Annotated in this window: 22 protein-coding genes and 1 pseudogene; 17 read left to right on the plus strand and 6 right to left on the minus strand. The window is 29.0% G+C overall.

What is annotated here, in order from left to right; all coding sequences use genetic code 11:
• Positions 1-22: 22 nt before the first annotated feature.
• From HMPREF9131_RS03555 to proC, 3 genes are all read right to left on the minus strand, one after another.
• Complete coding sequence (locus HMPREF9131_RS03555; RefSeq protein WP_009345420.1) at positions 23-1624, minus strand: Na/Pi cotransporter family protein; 1602 nt, start codon at positions 1622-1624, stop codon at positions 23-25.
• Positions 1625-1761: 137 nt separating this feature from the next.
• Positions 1762-2343 carry a DJ-1 family glyoxalase III gene (locus HMPREF9131_RS03560; protein WP_009345421.1) on the minus strand — a complete coding sequence of 194 codons (582 nt, stop codon included), beginning with the start codon at positions 2341-2343 and terminating at the stop codon, positions 1762-1764.
• Between the two features lie 51 nt (positions 2344-2394).
• Positions 2395-3150 carry a pyrroline-5-carboxylate reductase gene (gene proC / locus HMPREF9131_RS03565; RefSeq protein ID WP_009345423.1) on the minus strand — a complete coding sequence of 252 codons (756 nt, stop codon included), beginning with the start codon at positions 3148-3150 and terminating at the stop codon, positions 2395-2397.
• 94 nt (positions 3151-3244) lie between these two features.
• Between proC and HMPREF9131_RS03570 the strand changes: the two genes are divergently transcribed.
• The 3 genes from HMPREF9131_RS03570 to HMPREF9131_RS03580 all read left to right on the plus strand — a co-directional run bounded on the left by HMPREF9131_RS03570 (position 3245) and on the right by HMPREF9131_RS03580 (position 5990).
• Complete coding sequence (locus HMPREF9131_RS03570) at positions 3245-3802, plus strand: chromate transporter (RefSeq protein ID WP_009345386.1); 558 nt, start codon at positions 3245-3247, stop codon at positions 3800-3802.
• Positions 3799-4347, plus strand: a complete 549-nt coding sequence (locus HMPREF9131_RS03575; protein WP_009345395.1) for a chromate transporter — start codon at positions 3799-3801, stop codon at positions 4345-4347. Before HMPREF9131_RS03570 ends, HMPREF9131_RS03575 begins: the two co-directional genes overlap by 4 nt.
• A 71-nt stretch (positions 4348-4418) precedes the next feature.
• Entirely contained in the window at positions 4419-5990 is a 1572-nt protein-coding gene (locus tag HMPREF9131_RS03580) for an SH3 domain-containing protein (RefSeq protein ID WP_009345387.1), read from the plus strand.
• Between the two features lie 177 nt (positions 5991-6167).
• Here the strand turns inward: HMPREF9131_RS03580 and gltS are convergent, their stop codons facing one another.
• A complete protein-coding gene (gene gltS, locus HMPREF9131_RS03585) occupies positions 6168-7412 on the minus strand; it encodes a sodium/glutamate symporter (RefSeq protein ID WP_009345394.1) in 1245 nt (414 codons plus the stop codon).
• Between the two features lie 283 nt (positions 7413-7695).
• Between gltS and HMPREF9131_RS03590 the strand changes: the two genes are divergently transcribed.
• On the plus strand, positions 7696-8349 hold the full coding sequence (locus HMPREF9131_RS03590) for an aspartate/glutamate racemase family protein (RefSeq protein ID WP_009345396.1): 654 nt from the start codon (positions 7696-7698) through the stop codon (positions 8347-8349).
• A gap of 212 nt (positions 8350-8561) precedes the next feature.
• Complete coding sequence (locus HMPREF9131_RS03595; RefSeq protein WP_009345397.1) at positions 8562-9599, plus strand: acyltransferase; 1038 nt, start codon at positions 8562-8564, stop codon at positions 9597-9599.
• 359 nt (positions 9600-9958) lie between these two features.
• On the opposite strand, the gene HMPREF9131_RS03600 is transcribed toward HMPREF9131_RS03595, so the two are convergent.
• Positions 9959-11848, minus strand: coding sequence for an ABC-F family ATP-binding cassette domain-containing protein (locus tag HMPREF9131_RS03600; protein ID WP_009345413.1), 1890 nt, complete (start codon positions 11846-11848; stop codon positions 9959-9961).
• Positions 11849-11927: 79 nt separating this feature from the next.
• On the opposite strand from HMPREF9131_RS03600, the gene HMPREF9131_RS03605 reads away from it, so the two are divergent.
• The 9 genes and pseudogenes from HMPREF9131_RS03605 to HMPREF9131_RS03640 all read left to right on the plus strand — a co-directional run bounded on the left by HMPREF9131_RS03605 (position 11928) and on the right by HMPREF9131_RS03640 (position 19680).
• The gene (locus tag HMPREF9131_RS03605; RefSeq protein ID WP_009345419.1) at positions 11928-12557 is read left to right on the plus strand and encodes a redox-sensing transcriptional repressor Rex; all 630 of its coding nucleotides are present in this window, start codon (positions 11928-11930) and stop codon (positions 12555-12557) included.
• Positions 12558-12656: 99 nt separating this feature from the next.
• Entirely contained in the window at positions 12657-13538 is an 882-nt protein-coding gene (locus HMPREF9131_RS03610) for a DNA-3-methyladenine glycosylase (RefSeq protein ID WP_009345403.1), read from the plus strand.
• The gene (locus HMPREF9131_RS03615) at positions 13535-14230 is read left to right on the plus strand and encodes a DUF554 domain-containing protein (RefSeq protein WP_009345414.1); all 696 of its coding nucleotides are present in this window, start codon (positions 13535-13537) and stop codon (positions 14228-14230) included. The genes HMPREF9131_RS03610 and HMPREF9131_RS03615 overlap by 4 nt, the downstream gene beginning before the upstream one ends.
• Positions 14231-14293: 63 nt before the next feature.
• Positions 14294-14656, plus strand: a complete 363-nt coding sequence (locus HMPREF9131_RS03620; protein WP_009345407.1) for a hypothetical protein — start codon at positions 14294-14296, stop codon at positions 14654-14656.
• Between the two features lie 13 nt (positions 14657-14669).
• Positions 14670-14879: pseudogene (locus tag HMPREF9131_RS08945) on the plus strand (LytTR family transcriptional regulator DNA-binding domain-containing protein); the annotation flags it as partial.
• Between the two features lie 213 nt (positions 14880-15092).
• Entirely contained in the window at positions 15093-16310 is a 1218-nt protein-coding gene (locus HMPREF9131_RS03625; RefSeq protein WP_009345402.1) for an MFS transporter, read from the plus strand.
• Between the two features lie 166 nt (positions 16311-16476).
• Entirely contained in the window at positions 16477-16758 is a 282-nt protein-coding gene (gene groES / locus HMPREF9131_RS03630) for a co-chaperone GroES (protein WP_004826402.1), read from the plus strand.
• A gap of 16 nt (positions 16759-16774) precedes the next feature.
• Positions 16775-18397, plus strand: coding sequence for a chaperonin GroEL (groL, locus tag HMPREF9131_RS03635; protein WP_004826393.1), 1623 nt, complete (start codon positions 16775-16777; stop codon positions 18395-18397).
• Between the two features lie 227 nt (positions 18398-18624).
• Complete coding sequence (locus HMPREF9131_RS03640) at positions 18625-19680, plus strand: LacI family DNA-binding transcriptional regulator (protein ID WP_009345392.1); 1056 nt, start codon at positions 18625-18627, stop codon at positions 19678-19680.
• Between the two features lie 41 nt (positions 19681-19721).
• On the opposite strand, the gene HMPREF9131_RS03645 is transcribed toward HMPREF9131_RS03640, so the two are convergent.
• Positions 19722-20612: a fructose bisphosphate aldolase gene (locus tag HMPREF9131_RS03645; protein WP_009345417.1), complete on the minus strand. Its 891-nt coding sequence runs from the start codon at positions 20610-20612 to the stop codon at positions 19722-19724.
• 159 nt (positions 20613-20771) lie between these two features.
• Here HMPREF9131_RS03645 and HMPREF9131_RS03650 point away from each other — a divergent pair, with 159 nt between their 5' ends.
• Genes HMPREF9131_RS03650 through mscL form a run of 3 tightly spaced genes read left to right on the plus strand, consistent with a single transcriptional unit; the run spans position 20772 to position 22200 of the window.
• Positions 20772-21365: a viroplasmin family protein gene (locus HMPREF9131_RS03650; RefSeq protein ID WP_009345401.1), complete on the plus strand. Its 594-nt coding sequence runs from the start codon at positions 20772-20774 to the stop codon at positions 21363-21365.
• Positions 21362-21781: a deaminase gene (locus HMPREF9131_RS03655; RefSeq protein ID WP_004826371.1), complete on the plus strand. Its 420-nt coding sequence runs from the start codon at positions 21362-21364 to the stop codon at positions 21779-21781. Before HMPREF9131_RS03650 ends, HMPREF9131_RS03655 begins: the two co-directional genes overlap by 4 nt.
• Before the next feature lie 8 nt (positions 21782-21789).
• Positions 21790-22200 (plus strand): large conductance mechanosensitive channel protein MscL, encoded by a 411-nt coding sequence (gene mscL / locus HMPREF9131_RS03660; RefSeq protein ID WP_009345388.1) that lies wholly within the window; start codon positions 21790-21792, stop codon positions 22198-22200.
• Positions 22201-22204 lie beyond the last annotated feature (4 nt).

Genomic DNA, 22204 nt, shown 5'->3' on the forward strand with positions numbered 1-22204 from the left:
TTACAACCAATCATTAATAAAATTAATTACAATACAGCCTTACTGCATTGGAAAGATAAGAACCTATCCTATCAAAAGCAGTGAGCATTTTTTCGTAATTAAGACCACTTTCAGGATTACATACTCCTGTTTTCATTCTTTCCATATGGGCATTTCTTATAGTATCCACATCTTTAACAAGAGTTTGTAATTCTCTTTTTACATCAATATCAACTTCACGAGCTGTTAAATCTTCTCTTAAAGTTTCAAAAATTTGGTAAATTGTATCTCTCAAAGATTCAATTTCTCCAGAAGTCATAGAAGAAAAACTTAGCATTTCTTCATCCATCTGCTTAGTAGAATCAGCAATATTTTTACAGTGATCACCAACCCTTTCAAGATCTCTTACTATTCTTAAATATCCAGCAAAATTATTTGATGTTTTTTCATCCATTTCCTTACCAAGGCCAGTTATTATATATCTTGTGATTTCTTTATTTAGGAGGTTTATTACATCTTCTCTTTTGTAGATACCATCATATTTTTCCTCGCTATAATTACCAATCAAAGATACTGTTTCCATAAAATTATTCCTACAAATTTTAAACATTCTATTTATTTCAGCTTTTATATCTGTAAGCATAATTGTAGGATCTTTTTTCACAGATGGGTTAATATATTTTAGCTTCATTTCATCATAATCATTGTCATCACCAACGATTATTAATTTTGATAAATCAGCAAGTTTTTTAGAAAATGGGAAAAGTAAAATTGTAGTACCAACATTAAAAAGTGTATGCAAGTTTGCAACTTCAGCCGCTGGCAAGTTTCTTGTAAAAGAGATGATAATTTTATCTATTGGAATGAAAAATGAAATTATTATAAAAATTATTGTACCAATTAAGTTAAACAAAACGTGAACGGCTGCAGTTCTTTGAGCATTTTTAGAAGTACCAATTGCTGAAAGAACTGAAGTTATACAAGTACCTATATTAAATCCACATACGATAAACATTGAAGAGGATAAGGGTATAAGCCCTTGATTACTGATCGCTTGTAAAATACCTACTGATGCTGATGAAGACTGGATAATAGCAGTAATTCCCGCACCAACAAGCACACCTAAAATTGGGTTTGAAAATTTAGTCATTAAATTTATAAAACCTTCATAATATCTCAAAGGTTCCATAGATTCTGACATAAATTGCAAACCCATAAATAAAAATCCAAGACCAATAATGACTTGTCCTAGATATTTTTTTGTTTTTTTCTTGGAAAATGTAAACATAACAAAGCCTATAAAGGCAATAAGTGGGGCCATTAAGGTAATATTTAAAGCCACTAACTGACCTGTAATTGTAGTACCAATATTAGCTCCCATAATGATACCGACAGCTTGGTAAATATTCATTACACCAGCATTTACAAATCCGACAACCATAACTGTAGTGGCTGATGAAGACTGAATTATAGCGGTTACAATTGTTCCCACTAAAATAGATTTAAATAGATTAGATGTCATTTTTTCTATTATAGTTCTAAGTCTTGCACCTGCTACAAGTTCAAGTCCTCTGCTCATTAGCTCCATCCCATATAAAAATAAAGCTAATCCACCTAAAAGACCGAATATATAATTTATAGACATTGCATCCTCCAATAAATAATTATATATTTATAATATAATAAATTTAATCTTTTTTAAAGATGAAATGTAAATTTTGTGAAAAAACTGTAAAATATATAAAAAAATAGGTCGGCAAATCACGCCGACCTCAAGAAATATTAAATTATATCTTCTTTGATAAACTCTTTAATCTTATTAATTAAGAATCCATCTCCTACTTCTTTTGCCTTCTTTTTTCCAGATAAAATTTTAAGCAATTCGTATCCTAAAAAAGGTGCCATGGCAGGACCCATAGCCGTAATAATATTATCATCAACCACTACGGGAACATCCAGTCTTTTTTTAGTTTTCAATCTTTCTTCAACGCCAGGATAACATGTAAACTTTTCATCGGTTAAAACTCCTGCTGTGTCTAAAACTTGAGGACCTGCACAAATGGCCGCTACAAATTTTCCTTGTTCCTTAAACATTTCAACTATTTGAATTATGCGGCGGTCATTTTGAAGATTTGTTGCTCCTGGTTGACCACCAGGTATATAACAAGCCTTGTAATTATCAATTTTGATATCATCAATATGAACATCAGCTAAAACTGTAACTTGGTGAGAACTTGTTACTTTCTTACTATCTTTTATTGAGCAAGTATCAACACTTAAACCACCACGTCTAAGAATATCAACTACACTTAAAGCTTCTACCTCTTCAAACCCATCTGCCAAAAATACCAATAAATCTTTCATGATGTCTCCTTTCTTTATTATATATTATACCCTAAAAGTATATTTATAAACCTATCTATTTATAATATTACAAATAGCATCTATTAAATAACCTCTGATGCCACTATCTTCAAGAGATTTTATACCAACTATTGTTGAACCTCCAGGTGTTGTTACCTTATCTTTTAATATTCCTGGATGAGTTTTAGTTTCTAAAATCATTTTAGCAGAACCTAAAACTGTTTGAGAAATATATTGGTAAGCCTCATCTCTTTTCATACCATTTAAAACAGCTCCATCAGCTAAGGCTTCAATTATTACATATATGAAAGCTGGTAGACATCCGCACACAGCTTCAAAAGTTAAAAAATCTTCCTTTTTAATTACAACAGTTTTTCCGAAAGAATTAAATAGTTTAATGATTTCTTCTACTTCCTCTTTTTTTATGCTTTGGTCAGGACATATTCCTGTCATTGATTCTTTAACTAAAGCTGGAGTGTTGGGCATCATTTGAATAAATCTTTTATTTCCAAGTATCTGTCTTAATTCTTCAAAACCAAATTTAGATGTCACAGAAACAATGATTTTATCTTCAACAAAATCCTTAATTTCTTCTAAAACTTGCCTGTAAACATTTGGTTTAACAGTAAGTATTATAAGATCAGAATTTTTTACAACTAGAGAATTTGATTCATAAAAACTTGCATTTCTTATCTTTTCATTTTTATCAAAGTGGGGGCTGTGAAAGTTCACTTCAATTCCTGATTGAGTTAAACCTTTTAGTATAGCTCCTCCCATTGATCCAAGTCCAATTATTCCTATTTTCATTTTATCACCTACCCTCATTATACTACAGCTGAGCCTTAATTAATATTAAAGCTTTAATTATTATGTTATAATTAATTGGAAGTAAGGTGATTTAATGAAAAAAATATCTTTAGTTAAGCTTTTTTTCACTTTTTTTAAAATAAATGCAATTACTTTTGGGGGCGGATATACAATTGTTCCCGTAATAAAAGATATTTTTGTTGAAGATTTAAAGCTAATTAATGAAGATGATATGATGGATATTGTAGCTCTTGCTCAAGGTGGGCCTGGTGCTATGGCAATTTCAGCATCAATTTTAACAGGTTATAAATTAAGAGGCCCTATTGGTGCCTTTATTTGTTTGGTGGCAAGTGTTTTGCCATGTTTAATTATTCTTTCTCTGATAGCAGGTTTTTATCAAGAATTTAAAGAAAATTTTTTCATCAATGCAGCCTTGCAAGGGATAAGCGGTGTAATTTCTGCCGTACTTTTTGTTACTGTAATTAGAATGGGTCTAAAGTCATATAGCAAATATCCAGGATTTACCATTTTATTAATAATTATTGCCTTTGTCCTTGGATATTTTACGAAAATTAATGCCGCACTTATAATTTTAATATTAGCTTTAATAGGTGTTGGATTCTTCTCTTTTGTAGATAGGAGGTATTCATGATAGCTTTATTTTTAGTATTTGTAAAAATAGGTTGTTTTGCCTTTGGTGGAGGTTATGCCGTCATACCTCTTATTTCAAAATTTGTAGTTGAAGAAAATGCCTGGCTTTCAATGAAAGAGCTTATTGATTTAATTTCTATTTCTCAGATGACACCAGGACCAATAGCAATAAATTCTGCAACTTTTGTAGGTCAAAAAGTTTACGGATTAGTTGGATCAATTATTGCAACAGCAGGTTTTGTTTTGCCGCAGCTTGTTTTAATGTTAGTTTTGGGATATTTTTTATTTACAAAAAATAAAAAATTCAAGATTTTAGACTATGGTCTAAATGGAATTAAAGCAGGAATTGTATCTTTAATTTTTATTACTGCTTTAGATTTATTTAGATCATCAGTTTTTGCTGATGAAATTTCTTTTTCTTCTATTAATTTTGCAGCTCTATTAACCTTTATTCCAGCACTGATCTTGTATTATAAAAAAGTTGGACTTTTCAAACTTATTATCATGGGAGCAGTATGTGGAATAGTAATTAATTTAATAATTTAACCTATAAGCTTATCTGATTGAAAATTTTAATTTCCTAGTTTATAATTAAAAGGTCTTGAAAGGAGTTTACAGTGGAAAATTTTAGAACATTACCTACAACTATATATTTTAATCCAAATGAAACTCTTCAAATTTCAAAGGCGGAACTTTTATCTGAAGAATTCTCTTTAGCCATAGATATTTTAAATATGGGTGAAGAAACAGTAAATAAGATTACTCTATCTGTAAAGTTTAAAAATTTTTCTGGAGAATATTTATTTAATGGAGGAGAATTTTATTTTTCTTCAGATGTTGAAATTTTACCTCATTCAAAATATTATCTTAAGCCTTTTTCTCTTGATGAGAGGTTTTCTTCTAGCAGGTCTATTGATATTAGAATAGCTTCTTATAATGCAAATAAAGGGGTAAAAAAAATCAGTATGGATGGCGAAGTGCAAATATTGCAGCCAATAATACCTGAAAAAAAATTAGAAAAAATAAAGGAAATTTTAGGTCCTGATATTAATACCTATGGTGAAAATCTCCTTGACTATTGGAGATGTATTTGTGGGGCAATTAATCCAAAAGATATTGAAGAATGTAGATTTTGTAAAAGAAATAAAAATTTTGTTTTAAATAATTTAACAGAGGCTCTCATTAATTCAAAAATTGTTAATGAAATTCTTCAGACATCTGATAAATCAGTTATTGAAATGGAATCTTTGGAAAGAAACATGACACGTTCAAATCTAACCAAGGTTGCTCCTACAAAAGAAAGCATTACAAAAAGTAGAATTAATGACTTATCTTTAAGCTATAAAAAAACAATTAAGAAAACCAAAAATATTTTTAATACAATTTTCAAAATTTTATTGGCCCTTTTAATTTTCTTCGGTTTATTTCTATTTGGCCGTAAAATTTATGAAAAAAATCGACTTGCAAAGGCTGAGATTCTTATAGAAGAGGGAGATTATACTCGTGCAGAAAATATCTACAAAAATATTAGCCGAATAAATCCCTCAATAGATTTGAGCAAGGAATTTGATAAAGCTAATAGTCTGATTAAATCTGATAATTATTTTAAAAATGCCAATAGAGAAGTTTTAGATGGCGATTATATTGAGGCTGTAAAATCGTTAAATAAAGTCATTCCTCAAGATGAAAAAAATTTCACCAAAGCTGGTGAAAAACTTGAAGAACTTGAAGATATAATTTTACAAAAAGCTATAGTGTTTTATCAAAAAGGAGATAAAGATAATGCTATAAGCTTAATAAAATCATATATTCAAGCTGAGCCTTTGTCTGTTAGAGCAGAAAATATCTTAAAGGATATAAAGGTCAACAAAAATTTAATAAAAGTTTCTGAAGTAATTGATGAAGATTATGAAAAATCAACCGATGATGCCAATGCAGTTTCTATGAAAGAGCTTGCTGGTTCTCTTCTAAATACTTACCAAAAGGTTACGATGAAGATGGCAAATTTAAGGAAAGAAGCAGATGCTGATTCTGATATAATTACAACACTTCCCCAAGGAAGTGAGCTTTATATAGAAAAGACAAAGATTGAAGGCTCAACAAGAGTTTGGTGTTATGTTCAAGCAAAAAATATAGAAAATGAAAAAAGTTATTATGGTTGGATTTCCAACAAGGTTCTTATGCCCTAGTTTTAGGGCATTTTTAATTGCATTTTAATTGATAATTTACACCAATATTTTTTCATAAATTAAAGAAAATTAGAATTGAAAAAAATTATTGAGAAAATTTCTACAATAATATAAAGATAAAAATAAAAAAAGCTGACTTCAAAAAGAAATCAGCTTTAAAAATATAGTTTATAAATCCTAGAAGGATAAGTTTGAAAAGAATGTTATCCACAAAGAATTTATGATATCAATAGCAAAAGCTCCAACCATTGGCAATATGAAATATGCTGTTGGAGAAGGACCGTATTTTTCAGTAATAGAGTCCATATTTGCAAGGGCATTATAAGTAGCACCCATTCCAAATCCACACATTCCTCCAGATAAAACAGCAGCATCGTAATTTTTGCCCATAACTCTGAAACATACTATAGATGAGAATAAAGCCATTAAAAGTGTTTGTGCTCCTAAAATAATAAGCATATTTCCAGCAACATCTTTTAATGTTAAAAGGTCAATATTTGTAAGAGCCATTACAAGAAATACATTTAAACCAACATCACCGCAAATTCCTGCAGCTCTTTGATCTACAGCCATTCTTCCTTTTTTACCAATAGTATTAACATAAACACCTGAAATAATCATTGATGTTACATATGCTGGTAAAGAAAGAGCTGTTCCTTTAATAGATATATGGTCATAAATGAATTTTTGTAGAATTGCTCCCAATCCTATAGAAATAAATATAAGTCCTAAAACTTTGATGAAATCTTCTGCTGTTAATGGTAAATGTTCATAGCCATTTTCTTGATCATGAAGATTTTCAAGGACTTCGTCATAACTTTCAATTTTTTTCCTATCTTCAACAGGTTTTAAGTTATGTCTTTTAATTAGAGATGAGCCAATAGGTCCACCAATTAAAGAACCCATAATTACACCAAATGTTGCGGCTGCCATTGCATAAACTGTGGCATTTTGGTAACCAAAGTTTTGTTCAAAATTAGGACCCCAAGCTCCTGCTGAGCCGTGACCACCAACCATTGAAATAGAACCACAGATGAGTCCCATCAAAGGATTTTCTTTAAGACCTATTGCAATAGCCATACCAATTGCATTTTGTAAAAATACAAGTATTACAGAAATAACTAGAAATAAAACGAAGCCTCTTCCACCTTTTTTCAAAGTTTCTAGATTTGCACCTACACCAATAGCAGTGAAGAATACCATCATAAATGGATCTTGAAGTGTAGTGTCCATTTCAAATTGACAAATGCCTGCAAGTTTTAATCCTAAGTGAACTAAAGCGAACAAAAAACCACCAATAACTGGTGCAGGAACACAGAAAGTTTGAAAAAACTTTATCTTCCCTCTTAAAAATTTTCCTATATAATACACAACGATTGCAAGAGCAACTGCTTGCATCATATTAAGTTTAATTGTTAACATATTATTTCTCCTTCCCTATGTATAATTTTTAACAACGTTACATAGTATAGCAGAATTTTTATTTTTTTAAAATAAAATTTTCTTAAATTTTACACAATTTTTTCATTTGATGAAATAATATACGAAACGTAATAAATAAACTCATAATTATGCAAAATTATAGGTGAGTTAAGTAAATTTTAGTAATGTTATAATTGAGTTAAATTAATAGAGCGAAACTATAGTAAAATATTTACATGAAAATTAATATAGGCTAAAATAATAAAGATTGAGGTGATAAAAAATGAAAGTAGCTGTTTTTGCTGGAACTCCAAAAGATAGCCAGATGGGTCAAGACATTCTTATAGAAAATAATTTTGAAGCTAGAAAGTTTTTCTTAGCAGATTCACCAAAAGAACAAAGTAGGCTTCAATATTATTCTAAAGATATGTTAGAAAAAAAATTCAAAAATTTAAGTAGACAAGCTTTATCTTGGGGAGCTGAAAAATTTTTTATATATTGTAATTCACTTTCTGCAGCTTTAGATGTTAAAAGATTATCAAAGGAGCTAGATATTCAAATTATCTGTCCCTTTGATGTATATGAAAATTTAGATGAAAAATATAAAAATATATTTATATTAGCTGCAAATGCCCTAGCAGCATATAAGGAAGATGAAATTTTAAGTAAAACTTTTCACAGAAATATAATAAGCATGGGTAATCTTTCGATTGTAGAAAATATAGAAGTGGATACACCTGCAGAAGAAATTATTGAAAAATTAAATTTAAAAGGACTAATGAATTATATTAACAATATCAAGGATGAAAAATATAAGATTCAAGCAATAATTTTAGGATGTACTCATTTTCCTTATTTAAAAGATGAGCTGAAAAAATATACTTCAATTGATATTATAGACCCAGCTACTGAAATGATAAAATTATTAAAAAATTAGTTTATTGAGAATATAGTGGTGGTAAAACCTAAAGCCAAGATTTAAGAGAAACTTTCATCATAAAGCCTGAGCTTGGTATTGGCTTGTTAGGAAAATCTAAATATAAAAAAGGCTCTTGCGAGTCTTTTTTTATTTATTTTAATCTGATATGAAATATAATAAAACCTCAAGCTTAGTTTTATGCTATAATTTTTTCAAATAAGGAGAATAAGATGAAACAAAGAGATTATAATTTAGATTTGATAAAAACATTAGCAATAATAGCAACAGTGGGGATTCACTTAAATGCTTGTGGATCAATATGCCAAATTTATTCAAAAACTTGGAATTTTTTTGTATTATTCGGCTCTTTACTAAGGTTTTGTGTGCCAGTATTTTGCATGGCAACAGGCTACTTATTATACACAAAAGATTCCATAGATATAAATAAGATTTTAAAAAAAGTTTTAAAATTTGCAATTATTTTTGTTTTAGCAGAAATAGTATATAGGATAAGTTATTGTCCATATATGAAATATTTGTATGGGGAAAAAATTGTTTTACATAATATAATAGAAGATATTTTACAAGGAAACATAAAACCTCACCTGTATTTCTTGCAAATTATATCATTGGTGTACTTATTTGCACCCTTGGGAATATTAATTGTAAAAAATGAAAATAAAGAACTTTCATATCTTCTAAAATTATGGATAATTTTATCAATGTGTACGCTTTTTTTAGCAGATATTGTTAATATAAGAATTTTTAAAATATTTAATATTTATATTCTTAATGGAGCCTACAATTTTATTATTTACGCACTGCTGGGAGCATATATAAGAAAGTACAAAAAAATCCATCTAAATTTTAATACTATTCTTTGCATCTTAGGATTTTTGATTGGATATTTAGGTGTAGTTTTTATTATGTGGAAGCTATCAAAAACCAGTGGACAAAGCGATTATTCTATATGGGACAGCGTTAATATTTTTACTTTCCTTATGTCATATTTTTTATTTGTTCTTGCCTTAAAGGTTAAAATAAATTCCAATAAAATTAAAAAAATTTTGACACTTGTTAGCCAAAATACTCTGGGTATATATCTTGTTCATGTTTTATTTACAGATTTTATTCACAATATGGATTTAGATTATATTAATTTTTTTGGAATAGAGAAAATTTTAATTTTATTTATAGATCTTTTCATAATCCTTTTTTTATCTCTCGGTATATCTATATTGGCAAAAAAGATTTTTCAAAGGAATTAAAACTTTTTAGTGATTAAATATAAGAATTTCTTAAAATTTAAGATAAAATTACATTTATCAGTTGACAAAACTTTTTAAAAAATTTTTTCAATTCATGATAAGTATAAAATCTTAAAAAATAGCGATTTATTAACAAATGTTGATAATATTATAAAAAATGTGGATAAGTTTATATATTTTTTGTAAAAAAACGGTGGGAAAACTATAAAATATGAGATTTGCTGTGAATAAGTATAAATTCACAGCAAATGTTAATAGTATCATTTAAAAATCCTATAAAGTATGTGGATAATGTGCATAAGTTTGGGGATAAAGTCCATAAGTAACTTTGAAACAAATAATAAAAGTGGAAAGTTTTTTTAGACTTTATCATCTAACAAAATCCATTCTTCATATAGAGAATTCAGCTTATTTTCAAGCTTTTGCCTATCTTCTGTAAGCTTTAAAATTTCTTTATAATCTTCGTAATTACTGTTATTTGTCAGTTTTGCATCAATTGTGGATAAGTTTTCTTCTAGAGTTTTTATCTCGTCTTCCATTTTTTGTTTTTTACCCTTAAGTAACTTTTTTTCCTGACGAATTTTTTGGTCTTCTTTTTTCTTTTTTTGCAGTTGAGTTTTTGAAATATATTCATCCTCATTTTCAACTGTATTTTGGGTCTTTTCTAAATAATAGTCATAATTACCTAAATATTCATCAATTCCACACTTATCCATGGCAAAAATTTTATTAGCTACTTTATTTAAAAAATACCTATCGTGAGAAATTGCAAGAACAGTTCCTTCATATAAATTTAGGGCATCTTCAAGAATTTCTTTTGAGTCTATATCTAAATGGTTAGTGGGTTCGTCAAGAAGGAGAAAATTTGCCTTTGAAAGCATAATTTTTAAAAGGCTAAGTCTGCCCATCTCTCCACCTGAAAGCTCAGATATACTTTTAAAAATATCATCACCAACAAATAAAAATTGGGCAAGATATTTTCTTAGCTGAAAATGGTCTAATTTAGGATAAGCATCCCAAATTTCATCAATTACTGTATTTTCTTTATTTAGGTTTTTTAGCTCTTGGTCAAAATAAGCTATTTTAACATTAGTTCCAATTTCTATCTTGCCTTGATCTTTTTGCATTTTCCCTAAAATAATTTTAAATAGAGTTGACTTTCCTATTCCATTAGGACCAATTAAGCCGATCAAATCTTTTTTAAAAACCTTTAGGGATAAATTTTCAAATAACAATTTATCTTTGAAAGTTTTTTTCAAGCCTTCTATTTGTAAAACTTCCTTACCAGATTCAATTTTTGTTGTAAAAGAAATTTTGGTCTTTTTTTCATTAGTTGGAGCTGGCATTTTTGTCATGGCATCTAAAAGTTTTTTTCTAGACTTGCCTTGTTTAATAAATCTATCTCTGCCGAGGTTTAGAAATCTCTTTATTATTTCCTCTTGTCTTTTAATTTCTTTTTGCTGATCCTCATATTGCTTTTTTAAGATTTCTAAATCTAGTTTTCTCTTTTTTACATAATAATCATAATTTCCCTTATAAGTAGTGGTAATTCCATGTTCCAATAGAACTATTTTATTAACTACATTATTTAAAAAATATCTATCGTGAGAAATTACGATCAAAGCCTTTTTGTAGTCCTTTAAAAATTTTTCCAGCCAATTAATTGCTTCTATATCCAAGTGGTTAGTAGGTTCATCTAATAGTAAAATATCAGAATCTTCAAGCAAAAGCTTAGCAAGGGCAACCCTTGCTTTTTGTCCTCCACTAAGAGTTCCAATATCTTTATCAAAATCTTCTTCTTTAAATCCAAGACCAATCAAAGTACCCCTTATCATAGAGGGATAGGAATAGCCACCCTTGTTGTTAAAATCTTCAAGAAGCTTGGAATAAGTTTCAAGTAATTCTTTAGAATGGGGGTCCTTAGAAATTTGCTCAGTTAAATGCTTTAATCTGTCTTCCATAGCAATTAAATCAGAAAAAATTTCCAGCAAAGTATCGTAAACCTTACTGGAATTTAAAAGATTAAGTTGCTGTTCTAAATATCCAATTTTTAAAGCTTTTTTGGCAAAAATATCTCCATCATCATAAGAAATTTCTCCTAAAATAATTTTAAAAAGAGTTGTTTTACCAGCACCATTTGCACCTATAAGTCCAATTTTATCTCCACTTTCAACAGTCAAATTAGCTTTTTGTAAAATTACCTTATCTATAAAAATTTTTTTAATATCTTTTAGTAGAATTTCTGCCATACTATCCTCCACTTCTTATTCTAACAGAATTTACAAAGCAATAAAAGATTGTTATAATTATTTAGGTTGGAGGTGAAATGTGGCTAAATTATCTAATAAAATATCAGATACGGTAATAAGAAGAATGCCTGTCTATCACAGATATTTGGAAGATTTGATAAATAGAGGTATCAATAGAGTTTCATCCCAAGAATTAAGTGAACTAACAGGATTTACAGCTTCACAGATAAGACAAGATTTTAACAATTTTGGTGGTTTTGGTCAACAGGGTTACGGATACAATACTTACGAACTTAAATCACAGATAGATTTAATTTTAGGCGTTGATAAATCTTATAATACAATATTGGTAGGAGCAGGAAGACTAGGCTCAGCTATTGCAAGATATATTAGTTTTAGCAAGTCGGGTTTTAATATAAAAGCCCTTTTTGATGTAAAAAATCTCCCGAATCTTGAAGGTATTCCTGTTTTACCTATGGATAAGTTAAAAAGTTTTATAATAGAAAATAAAATTCAAATAGCTATAATAACAGTGCCTAAATCACAAGCTGAAAAAGTTGGCAAAGATTTGATAGATGCAGGTATAAAGGGAATTTGGAATTTTGCACCCTTTGATTTAAAAGCACCAAAAGATGTTGTTGTAGAAAACATAAGATTAAATGATTCACTACTTATATTATCATATTATATGAAAAATATAGATAAATAAGAAACTACTTAAGATTTTAAATTGTATTTAAAAATCAAATAACTAACTACAGGGTATTTATTCTGTAGTTATTTTAAATTAATTATTAAGGAAGATTATATGGAAATTACTTATTATTCAGACCATGTGCACATAAAAAATTTGATAGAATTTGATCCTAAAGATATATTTACCTGTGGTCAATGCTTTAGGTTTTATGAAGAAGATGATGAATCTTTTACAATAGTAGCTTACGGAAAAGTCCTTAATATAAAAAAAGAAGATGATGATATTTATATTATTGGCTCTAACGAAGAAGATTTCAAAAATATTTGGTATAAATATTTTGATTTAGAAAAAGATTACAAAAAAATTGAAAAAGCTCTTTCTATAGACCCTGTTATGAAAAAAGCAATCTCCTACGGCAAGGGTATAAGAATTCTAAATCAGGAAAAATTTGAAACCATAATCTCTTTTATAATATCAGCAAATAATGGAATTTCAAGAATAAGAAAATCTATAGAAAAAATTTCAAATTTATATGGAAATTATATTACAGAAGATAAAAACAGAAGCTACTACTCTTTTCCTAGTCCATCAGTATTAAAAGATATAGACCCGCTAGAAATAAGAGAAAAAACAAAGGTGGGTTTTAGAGATAAAAGAATAGTTGAAAGCTCAAAAATGATTTATAATAAAGATATAGACATAGAAGAAATTTCAAAACTTTCATTACAATCTCAAAGAGAAGAACTGATGAAACTTCCAGGAGTTGGTCCTAAAGTTGCAGACTGCATACTATTATTTTCTTTTGAAAGAAATGAATCCTTTCCAGTAGATGTATGGATTAAAAGAGTAATGGAAGAATTATATATAAAAGAAGAAATACAAAAAAAAGAAGTTGCCCAAAAAGGCAGAGAGATTTTCGGAGCCTATGCGGGTTTTGCTAATCAATATCTTTTTTATTATGGACGTGAAAATAAGATAGGAGTAAAAAAATGATAGGAGTAATTGCAAATGCCTTAGCCGTTTTAATACTTGGATTTGCAGGCTCAAAAATTGGAGATAAAATTTCAAAATCCTTACAAGATACAATTTTAGCATTTATACCTATAGCTATAATGATGATAGGTGTAAACGCAGGTTTAAAGGGCAGCACTCTAATTATTATTGTGTCCCTAGTAATAGGAATTGTAATAGGAGAAAAACTTGACCTTGAAGGTTCTGTAAACAAATTGGGAGAAAAATTCAAAAAATTACTGATAAAAAATCCTGAAGATAATGATTCAAAATTTGTTGAGGGCTATGTTTCTGCAACCCTTATATTTTGCATGGGTTCAATGGGTATCTTAGGTTCTCTTGATGCAGGAATAAGAGGAAACTCTGACATTTTACTAGCAAAAGCATCAATAGATGGAATAACAGCCTTAATACTTGCTTCAACAATGGGCATAGGAGTAGCTGTATCAGGATTTTCCCTCTTAATTTATCAAGGAACTTTGACCATACTAGCAAGTTTTTTAGCCCCAATTTTTTCAGAAGCTGTAATAGCAAATATATCTGGAATTGGGGGAGTTATGATTTTTGCAATAGGTCTACAAATGATGAAAATTAAAAATTTTAAAATTGCTAATACCCTGCCTGCCCTTTTAGTTCCCTTAATTTATCAACTTATATTAAATATTATTGCTTAATTAATGAGTTTTAGCTCTTTATTTCTTTATTTTGTATTTTTTATAAAGAAAGGACTTTAATATATGAAAAAATTTTCAAAAATAATTAGTTATTCATTTATAACATTTTTATACCTTATAAGCGATTTAATTTTAAATAGGTTTTCTATTTATTTTAAAAAGAGTTTTGACCATAAATTTTTTATTTCATCTTTGCTGGTACAAGCTTTTCAAATAATTCTTTTGGGATTTTTCTTGAATCTATTCGCAGTAGATATTAAAAATCTAAGTAAAAAAACTCTTATATTTACTTTCTTAACAGCATTTATTTTACTGGCAATTATTTCCCCGAGTCAAAATATCGATCATGTCTATAAAATCTTATTTTTGCTATTAATATTAATGGGTCAAATCTTGGCGGAATTTTTAAGAAAAATAAAAAAATAATTACACTCAAGACAAAGACTATAAAATAAGAGTAGATCTTAATCATATAAAGGAAAATTTTCCCGACTTTTTATTTATCCATAGGTCTATTTTAGTAAATTGTTCAAATATATGTGTTATAAATAAAGAAAAGAAACAGATCTTATTTAAAAATTCTAAGAAGATTAAGGGATCCGAAAGAAAATTCAAAAGTTTTTTAGAATCTTTTCACAAAATAAGTTAGTTTATTAATAATCTAAGCCATATTTAATTCTTAATAAAAAATTATAATATTCTTATATTTATTATAAATGGATGCTTTCTATATTATAGATAGCATCTTTTTTTATGTTTAAAGTTATATTTATATTTTTTTATAAGATTTTTCTTTACAATAACTTAATATTACAAAAGTTTTTATAAATTTTATTAGTGTATAATTAAACAAGGTGATTATATGAAAAAAAGAAATATATCTCCAGCGATTCAAATAATCCTAATTTTCGGAATTATTTCCATGCTGGGTGATGTGATTTACGAATCTGCAAGGGGCGTAAACAGCCAATATTTAAATTTAATAGGCATCAGTGCAACAAAAGTTGGAGTAGTATTTGGCATTGGTGAATTTTTAGGTTATTTTTTAAGACTTTTTGCAGGATACCTGTCTGATTATACAAAAAAACATTGGCTTTTTATTTTTGTTGGCTATGGCTTATTATTTGTTATTCCATTAATTGGCTTTAGTCAAAATTGGAATATTTTAATCATCTTAATTTTATTGGAAAGAATTGGAAAATCTTTAAGAAATCCTGCCAAAGACACAATTTTATCAAGCATTGCTAAAAATGAAGTCGGCCTTGGCTTTGCCTTCGGTTTGCAGGAAGCTCTTGATCAGGTAGGTGCTTTTTTAGGTCCCTTGATTTTTACTGCTGTCTTTTATTTTACCGGTAAAAATACAATCAATGAATATCAGTTTTCCTACAAACTTTTAATTGTGCCTTTTATTTTATTAATGGTTTTTGTGTATATTGCTTATAGAAAAGTTAACGGAGAAAATATTATTAAAGAAATAAATATTAAAGAATACAGGTCGGATAATTTAAAAAGTATTTTTTGGATTTATACATTCTTTGCCTTTTTTGCCAGCTTAGGCTTTGTAAACTTTTCTATTATCGGCTATCATTTAAAAGCAAAAGCAATAATTGGTGATAAGTCAATCGCAATGATCTATTCTTTTGCAATGATTGTTGATGCTTTTTTTGCCCTTTTAGTTGGTCATTTATACGATAAGTTAAAAGATAAAACAGGCCTTGAAACCGGAGGTATTTTAGTTTTGGCCCTAATTCCTCTATTAACCTGTCTGCTTCCTTTTCTGACACTTTCCTATAAAATCCCCCTTATTATAATAGGAATGTTTATTTGGGGAATGGTTATGGGCACTCATGAAACAATAATGAAATCTGCCATAGGAGATTTAGTTCCTTTTTCTAAAAGAGGTAGCGGTTATGGTGTATTTAATACTTCTTATGGACTTGCACTTTTTTGGGGTTCCTCAATAATGGGTCTGCTTTATGACAAGTCTTCAATTACTACCATTATCATTATTTCCCTTATAGCTGAATTAATTGCATTTATCTTGTTTATAAAAATGAAGAAATTAATTAAATCTACATGAAATTTGAAAACTGATTTAAATATTCATAATTTATGTCGGTGTGTGAAAATTTATTGAAATTTATATTTTATATATTTATCTCTTGCAAAATTACAGAATATGTATTATTATAATAAGTGTTAGCAGTACTCGACGGTGAGTGCTAAAAAGAAATTGGAGGTATAATATGAATTTAAGACCCTTAGATGACAAAATTGTTATTAAAAAAATAGAAATGGAAGAAAGAACCGCTTCAGGTATTGTTTTACCTTCAAGCGCTAAGGAAGAATCAAATGTAGCTGAAATTATTGCTCTTGGCAATAAAATTGATAAAGATGAAGATATGAAAGGTCTTCTTAAAGTTGGAGATAAGGTAGTATTTTCTAAATATGCTGGTTCAGAAATTGAACTTGAAAAAGAAAAATTTACAATAATAAAATTCGCTGATGTTTTAGCTGTAATTGAATAAGAAGAAAGGTGATAATATGGCAAAGGAAATTAAATTTTCAGAAGATGCAAGAGCTGGCCTTATTGAAGGTATTAACAAACTTGCAAATACAGTAAAAGTTACTCTTGGACCTAAGGGAAGAAATGTTATCCTTGATAAGGAATATGGAACTCCACTTATTACTAATGATGGTGTTACTATTGCTCGTGAAATTGAATGTGAAGATAAATTTGAAAACATGGGTGCTCAACTTTTAAAAGAAGTTGCAACAAAAACTAATGATGTTGCAGGGGATGGAACAACTACTGCTACCCTACTTGCCCAAGCTATTACTCTTGAAGGTATGAAAAACTTGGCAGCAGGTGCAAATCCTATGGTTTTACAAAAAGGTATAAGAAAAGCTGTAGATAAGGCTGTTGAAACTATTAAAAAATATTCAAAATCTGTAGATTCTAAAGATGAAATAGCACAAGTTGCCGCTGTTTCTGCTGCTGATGAACAAATCGGAAAGCTTATCTCAGAAGCTATGGAAAAAGTAGGCAACGACGGTGTTATTACTGTTGAAGAATCAAAATCTATGGGAACAAGTCTTGATGTTGTTGAAGGTATGCAATTTGATAGAGGATATCTTTCTCCATATATGGTAACTGATTCTGAAAAAATGGTTGCTGAACTTGATGACCCATATATTTTAATTACTGATAAGAAGATTTCAAATATTCAAGAAATTTTACCTTTACTTGAAAAAGTTCTTCAACAATCTAAACCACTTTTAATTATTGCTGAAGATATTGATGGAGAAGCTCTTGCTACACTTGTTGTTAACTCTTTAAGAGGAACTTTAAATGTTGTTGGTGTAAAGGCTCCAGGTTATGGTGACAGAAGAAAAGATATGTTACAAGATATTGCTATCTTAACAGGTGGCACAGTTGTTTCTACTGATCTTGGTCAAGACCTTAAAGATACTACAATAGAAATGCTTGGTCATTGTGGCAAGGTTAGAGTAGAAAAAGAATTAACAGTTATTGTTAATGGTTCAGGAGAAAAGGAAGCTATTGATAAAAGAATTGGTCAAATCAGAGGACAAATTGAAGAAACTGATTCTGATTTCGATAGAGAAAAATTACAAGAAAGACTTGCAAAGCTTGTTGGCGGAGTTGCTGTAATTCAAGTAGGTGCAGCTACAGAAGTTGAGCTTAAAGAAAGAAAACTTCGTATAGAAGATGCCCTATCAGCAACAAGAGCTGCTGTTGAAGAAGGAATTGTACCAGGTGGTGGAACTGTACTTCTTGATTCTTGTGATGAAGTTCAAAAACTTGTTGACTCTCTTGAAGGTGATGAAAAAACAGGTGCTAATATTATCCTTAAAGCACTAGAAGCTCCAGTAAGACAAATTGCAGAAAATGCTGGTGTTGAAGGTTCTATTATAGTTGAAAATATTAGAAACAAAGAAAAAGGAATTGGCTATGATGCCTTCACAAATAAATATGTAAATATGCTTGAAGAAGGTATTGTTGACCCAACAAAGGTAACAAGATCAGCTCTTCAAAATGCTGCTTCAGCTTCAGCTATGATTTTAACAACAGAAGCTGCTGTTGCAAATATCAAAGAAGATAATCCACAACCACCAATGAATCCAGGTATGGGCGGCATGATGTAAGATAAAATAAGTTAAATCGACCTTAATTATTTTAAGGTCGATTTTTTTATTCAAATTTTTGATGCTTTTTTCAGATTCTAGTATTAATTAAAAAGTAGGAAAATATTTTCAAAATTTGTAAAAAATTTAATATTTATTAAATTATTACATTAAATTTTCTTACGATATAGTGTATAATATCCTTAATCAGTTAGAAAATTTATATATTTTAACAGGGGATTGGAATCATGAAAAGTAATAAAAGAAGACCCACACTAATAGATGTTGCAAAATTAGCAGGTGTTTCTACTTCCTCAGCATCTATGATATTAAATAATAAAAAAGGCGTAAGCTTTCAAGAGGATACAAAGGAAAATGTTTTTAAAGCAGCAGAACAATTAGGTTATAAGGTAAAAACTCAAAAAGATAGACAAACTCTTTTAGAAGGTGGAAGACTAATAATAATTTCTGCTAATTTTAATAAGCTTCTTTCTTTAAGTGTAGCTCATTATATTTGCAAATTAGCATCCAAGGATAATTATCAGGTTCTTATTTTTAATAATTGTGCCAATAAGGAAAAGGAAGAAGAACTTTTAGAAATTATAAGAGAACACAGAGTTATGGGAGTCATATATTCGGCTTATCCTTTAAATATAGAAGTTGCAAAAGCTATCAATGAGCAAATTCCAACAGTTATTCTAAATAATTTTGATTATGAGGATTCTTTTGATTCTATAGATACTAACGATCAAATAGCTGCTAGTACAATAGTTAAATCTTTAGTAGAAAAGGGTCACAAAAACATAGCCTATGTTTATACAACTTACAAATATCCTTCATTGACTAGATTAAAAGCTATAAAAGGTGCGAAAAAAGAAGCAGATTTACATGAACATGTGAAATTAAGTTTTTATAAAAAAGATGTTGAGCTTGAAAGTGATTTAGACCCATATATCATAGAATATCAAACAGGTTATAATTTAGCTATATCAATACTAAAAAAAGAACCTAATATAGATTCATTTATTGGTTCTTCTGATTTTTTAGCATGCGGAATTGTTGATGCTTGTAAGGAGCTTGATTATATTAATGAAAGAAAGATACCCGTTGCAAGTTTTGGAAATTCTTTTCTAGCATATCTTAAAAGTTATTCCCTAACTAGCGTGGATTATTCTATAGATAAACTTGCTATGTCAGCTTATAATCTTTTAACAACTAAGATTAGAGAACCGCTTATAAATAAAGGTGTAATAAGGATTAAATATAATCCCAAATTGGTTGAAAATAATAAATATTTTGATTAAAAAATGGACTTAAAGCTTTTTCGACTTTAAGTCCATTTTTGTCAGCCTGCAATTGAAGCCTTATAATTTTTGTCTATTGAATCATCTAGTGTTTTTGTAAATTCTTCTTCTGATTGATCTACATTTAAACCTTCTGTTAAGGCTCTTGAGTAAGATGCTATAACATCTTTATTTTTTGATAGTTTTTCATTAGCTTCTTTTCTTGAATATCCACCAGATAAAGCGACAACTCTTAGAGTATTTTCGTAATTATATAAATCGTGATATAAATTTGCTTTTTCAGGTAAAGTTAGTTTAAACATTACATAAGTTTCTTTATCAAGCTTTTCAAGTTCAGTTATCAATTCTTTTTTTAGGACTTCTTCAATTTTTTCCTTATCTTTTGAATGTATATCCACTTCTGGTTCTATAATAGGTACGAAACCTTGTTTAGAAATTTCTTTTGCATAATCAAATTGTTGTTTAACAACTTTTTTAATGCTTTCTTCATTTAATTCCTTTATAACTGATCTCATCTTAGTGCCGAATATATGTCTTTGTTTTGCATTTTCAAGCAGGCTATTTAAGTTTTTAAAAGGCTTCATAAGTTGAACTCCGTCTTTTAATTCGTCTAAACCTTCATCAACTTTTAAAATTGGAACTATGCCCTTTTTTTCCCATAAGTAATCTGCAGTGTAAAGTTCTCCAACTTTTGAATTCATAGTAATTTTAAATAAAATAGCAGCCAAAATTCTTTGAGAAGTAAAGGCTTCGTTTGTTATAATTCTTTTTCTCATTTCATGGACAAGTTCAAACATCTCGTCATCATTTTTGTACGCATCTTCGTTTATGCCATAAATTTTTAAAGCCTTAGGTGTTGAACCGCCACTTTGGTCTAGAGCAGCTATAAAACCCTTGCCACTTTTCATTCTTTCAAATTGTTGCCTATTCATAAATACCTCCTAGTCTTTATTTAATTATATAATACCGAGTTTCATAAGTAAAATTTATAAAATAATTTTAAATATATTTGGCAAAATTATTTACTATAGTTCTTCTAAAGATAGTATAATTTTATAAGTATATTACAATTACAATACTGAGGTGATTATTTGAATTATTACGCTGTGAGGTGTGGAAGAAATCCTGGAATTTATAAAACTTGGGATGAGTGCAATAAAGAAGTTAAAGGCTTTAAGGGTGCTATATATAAAAAGTTTTCAAATTTAGAAGATGCTGAAAATTTTATTAAAACTGATAGTTTTTCCTTAGAAGATAAGGAAGATATAAAGGTAAAAGATGATGAATTTATAGCTTATGTTGATGGGTCTTACAGAAATAGTGATAAGTCCTTCTCTTATGGGGTATATATCTTTAATGAGAGGGAAAGTTATTCTTTTTCCAAAAGATTTCACGATGAAGATTCAACTATGAGAAATGTTTGTGGTGAGATTAAAGGTGCCATGAAGGCTATGGAAGTTTCCTTGGAGAAAAATAAAAAAGTTCTTTATCTACATTATGATTATGAAGGTATAAGGGCTTGGCCTCAAGGAAATTGGAAAACCAATAAAGAAGGCACAATTTCCTACAAAAATTATTTCGATTCAATAAAAGATAGGTTAAAAGTTATTTTTGTTAAAGTGAAGGCTCATAGCGGAGTGGAATTTAATGAGCTTGTTGATAAGTTAGCAAAGGAGGCAAAATGAGAAAGTCTTGGGATGAGTATTTTATGGAAATAACACAGCTTGTAGCCCAAAGATCTACTTGCGATAGGGCTTTTGTAGGTTGTGTTCTTGTTAATAGCGACCATAGGATTGTTTCAACTGGTTATAACGGCACGGCTTCAGGAAACCCTCACTGTATTGATGTGGGTCACAGGATGAGGGATGGTCATTGCATTGCAACTATTCATGCAGAAATGAATGCTCTTTTATACTGTGCCAAGGAAGGGATACCGGCTAAGGGAAGCATATGCTATGTAACGCATTTTCCTTGCCTTAACTGCACAAAAGCTTTGATTCAAGCTGGAATATCTGCAATTTATTATCATGAAGCTTATAGGGTAGATGATTATGCATTGGAAATTTTGGAAAGAAATAATGTCAGTTTAAAGAAAATTTAGGAGGAATAATGAAGGAATTTATTAAAGAATTTAAGGCATTTATTGCACGTGGCAATGTTATTGATATGGCTGTAGGTGTTGTAATTGGTGCAGCTTTTGGAGCCATTGTTACTTCTCTAGTAGATAATATTATTATGCCCCTTATAGGAATACTTATAGGAGGAATTAATTTTGAATCTCTATCAATAACAGTTGGTGGTGCTGAAGTTAAATATGGTATGTTTATCCAAAGTATAGTTAATTTCTTAATAATTGCTTTTGTAATATTCTTAGTTATTAAACAAATCGGAAAACTAACTTCAAAGATGAAGAAAGAAGAACCCAAAGTAGAGAAAGAAAAATCATGCCCCTACTGCTTTACACAAATACCTATTGAAGCTATTAGATGTCCACATTGTACATCAGAATTAAGTAAGTGATAAA

This window comes from Peptoniphilus sp. oral taxon 836 str. F0141, from assembly GCF_000179335.1.
In the GTDB taxonomy this organism is placed as follows: Bacteria; Bacillota; Clostridia; order Tissierellales; family Peptoniphilaceae; genus Peptoniphilus_A; species Peptoniphilus_A lacrimalis.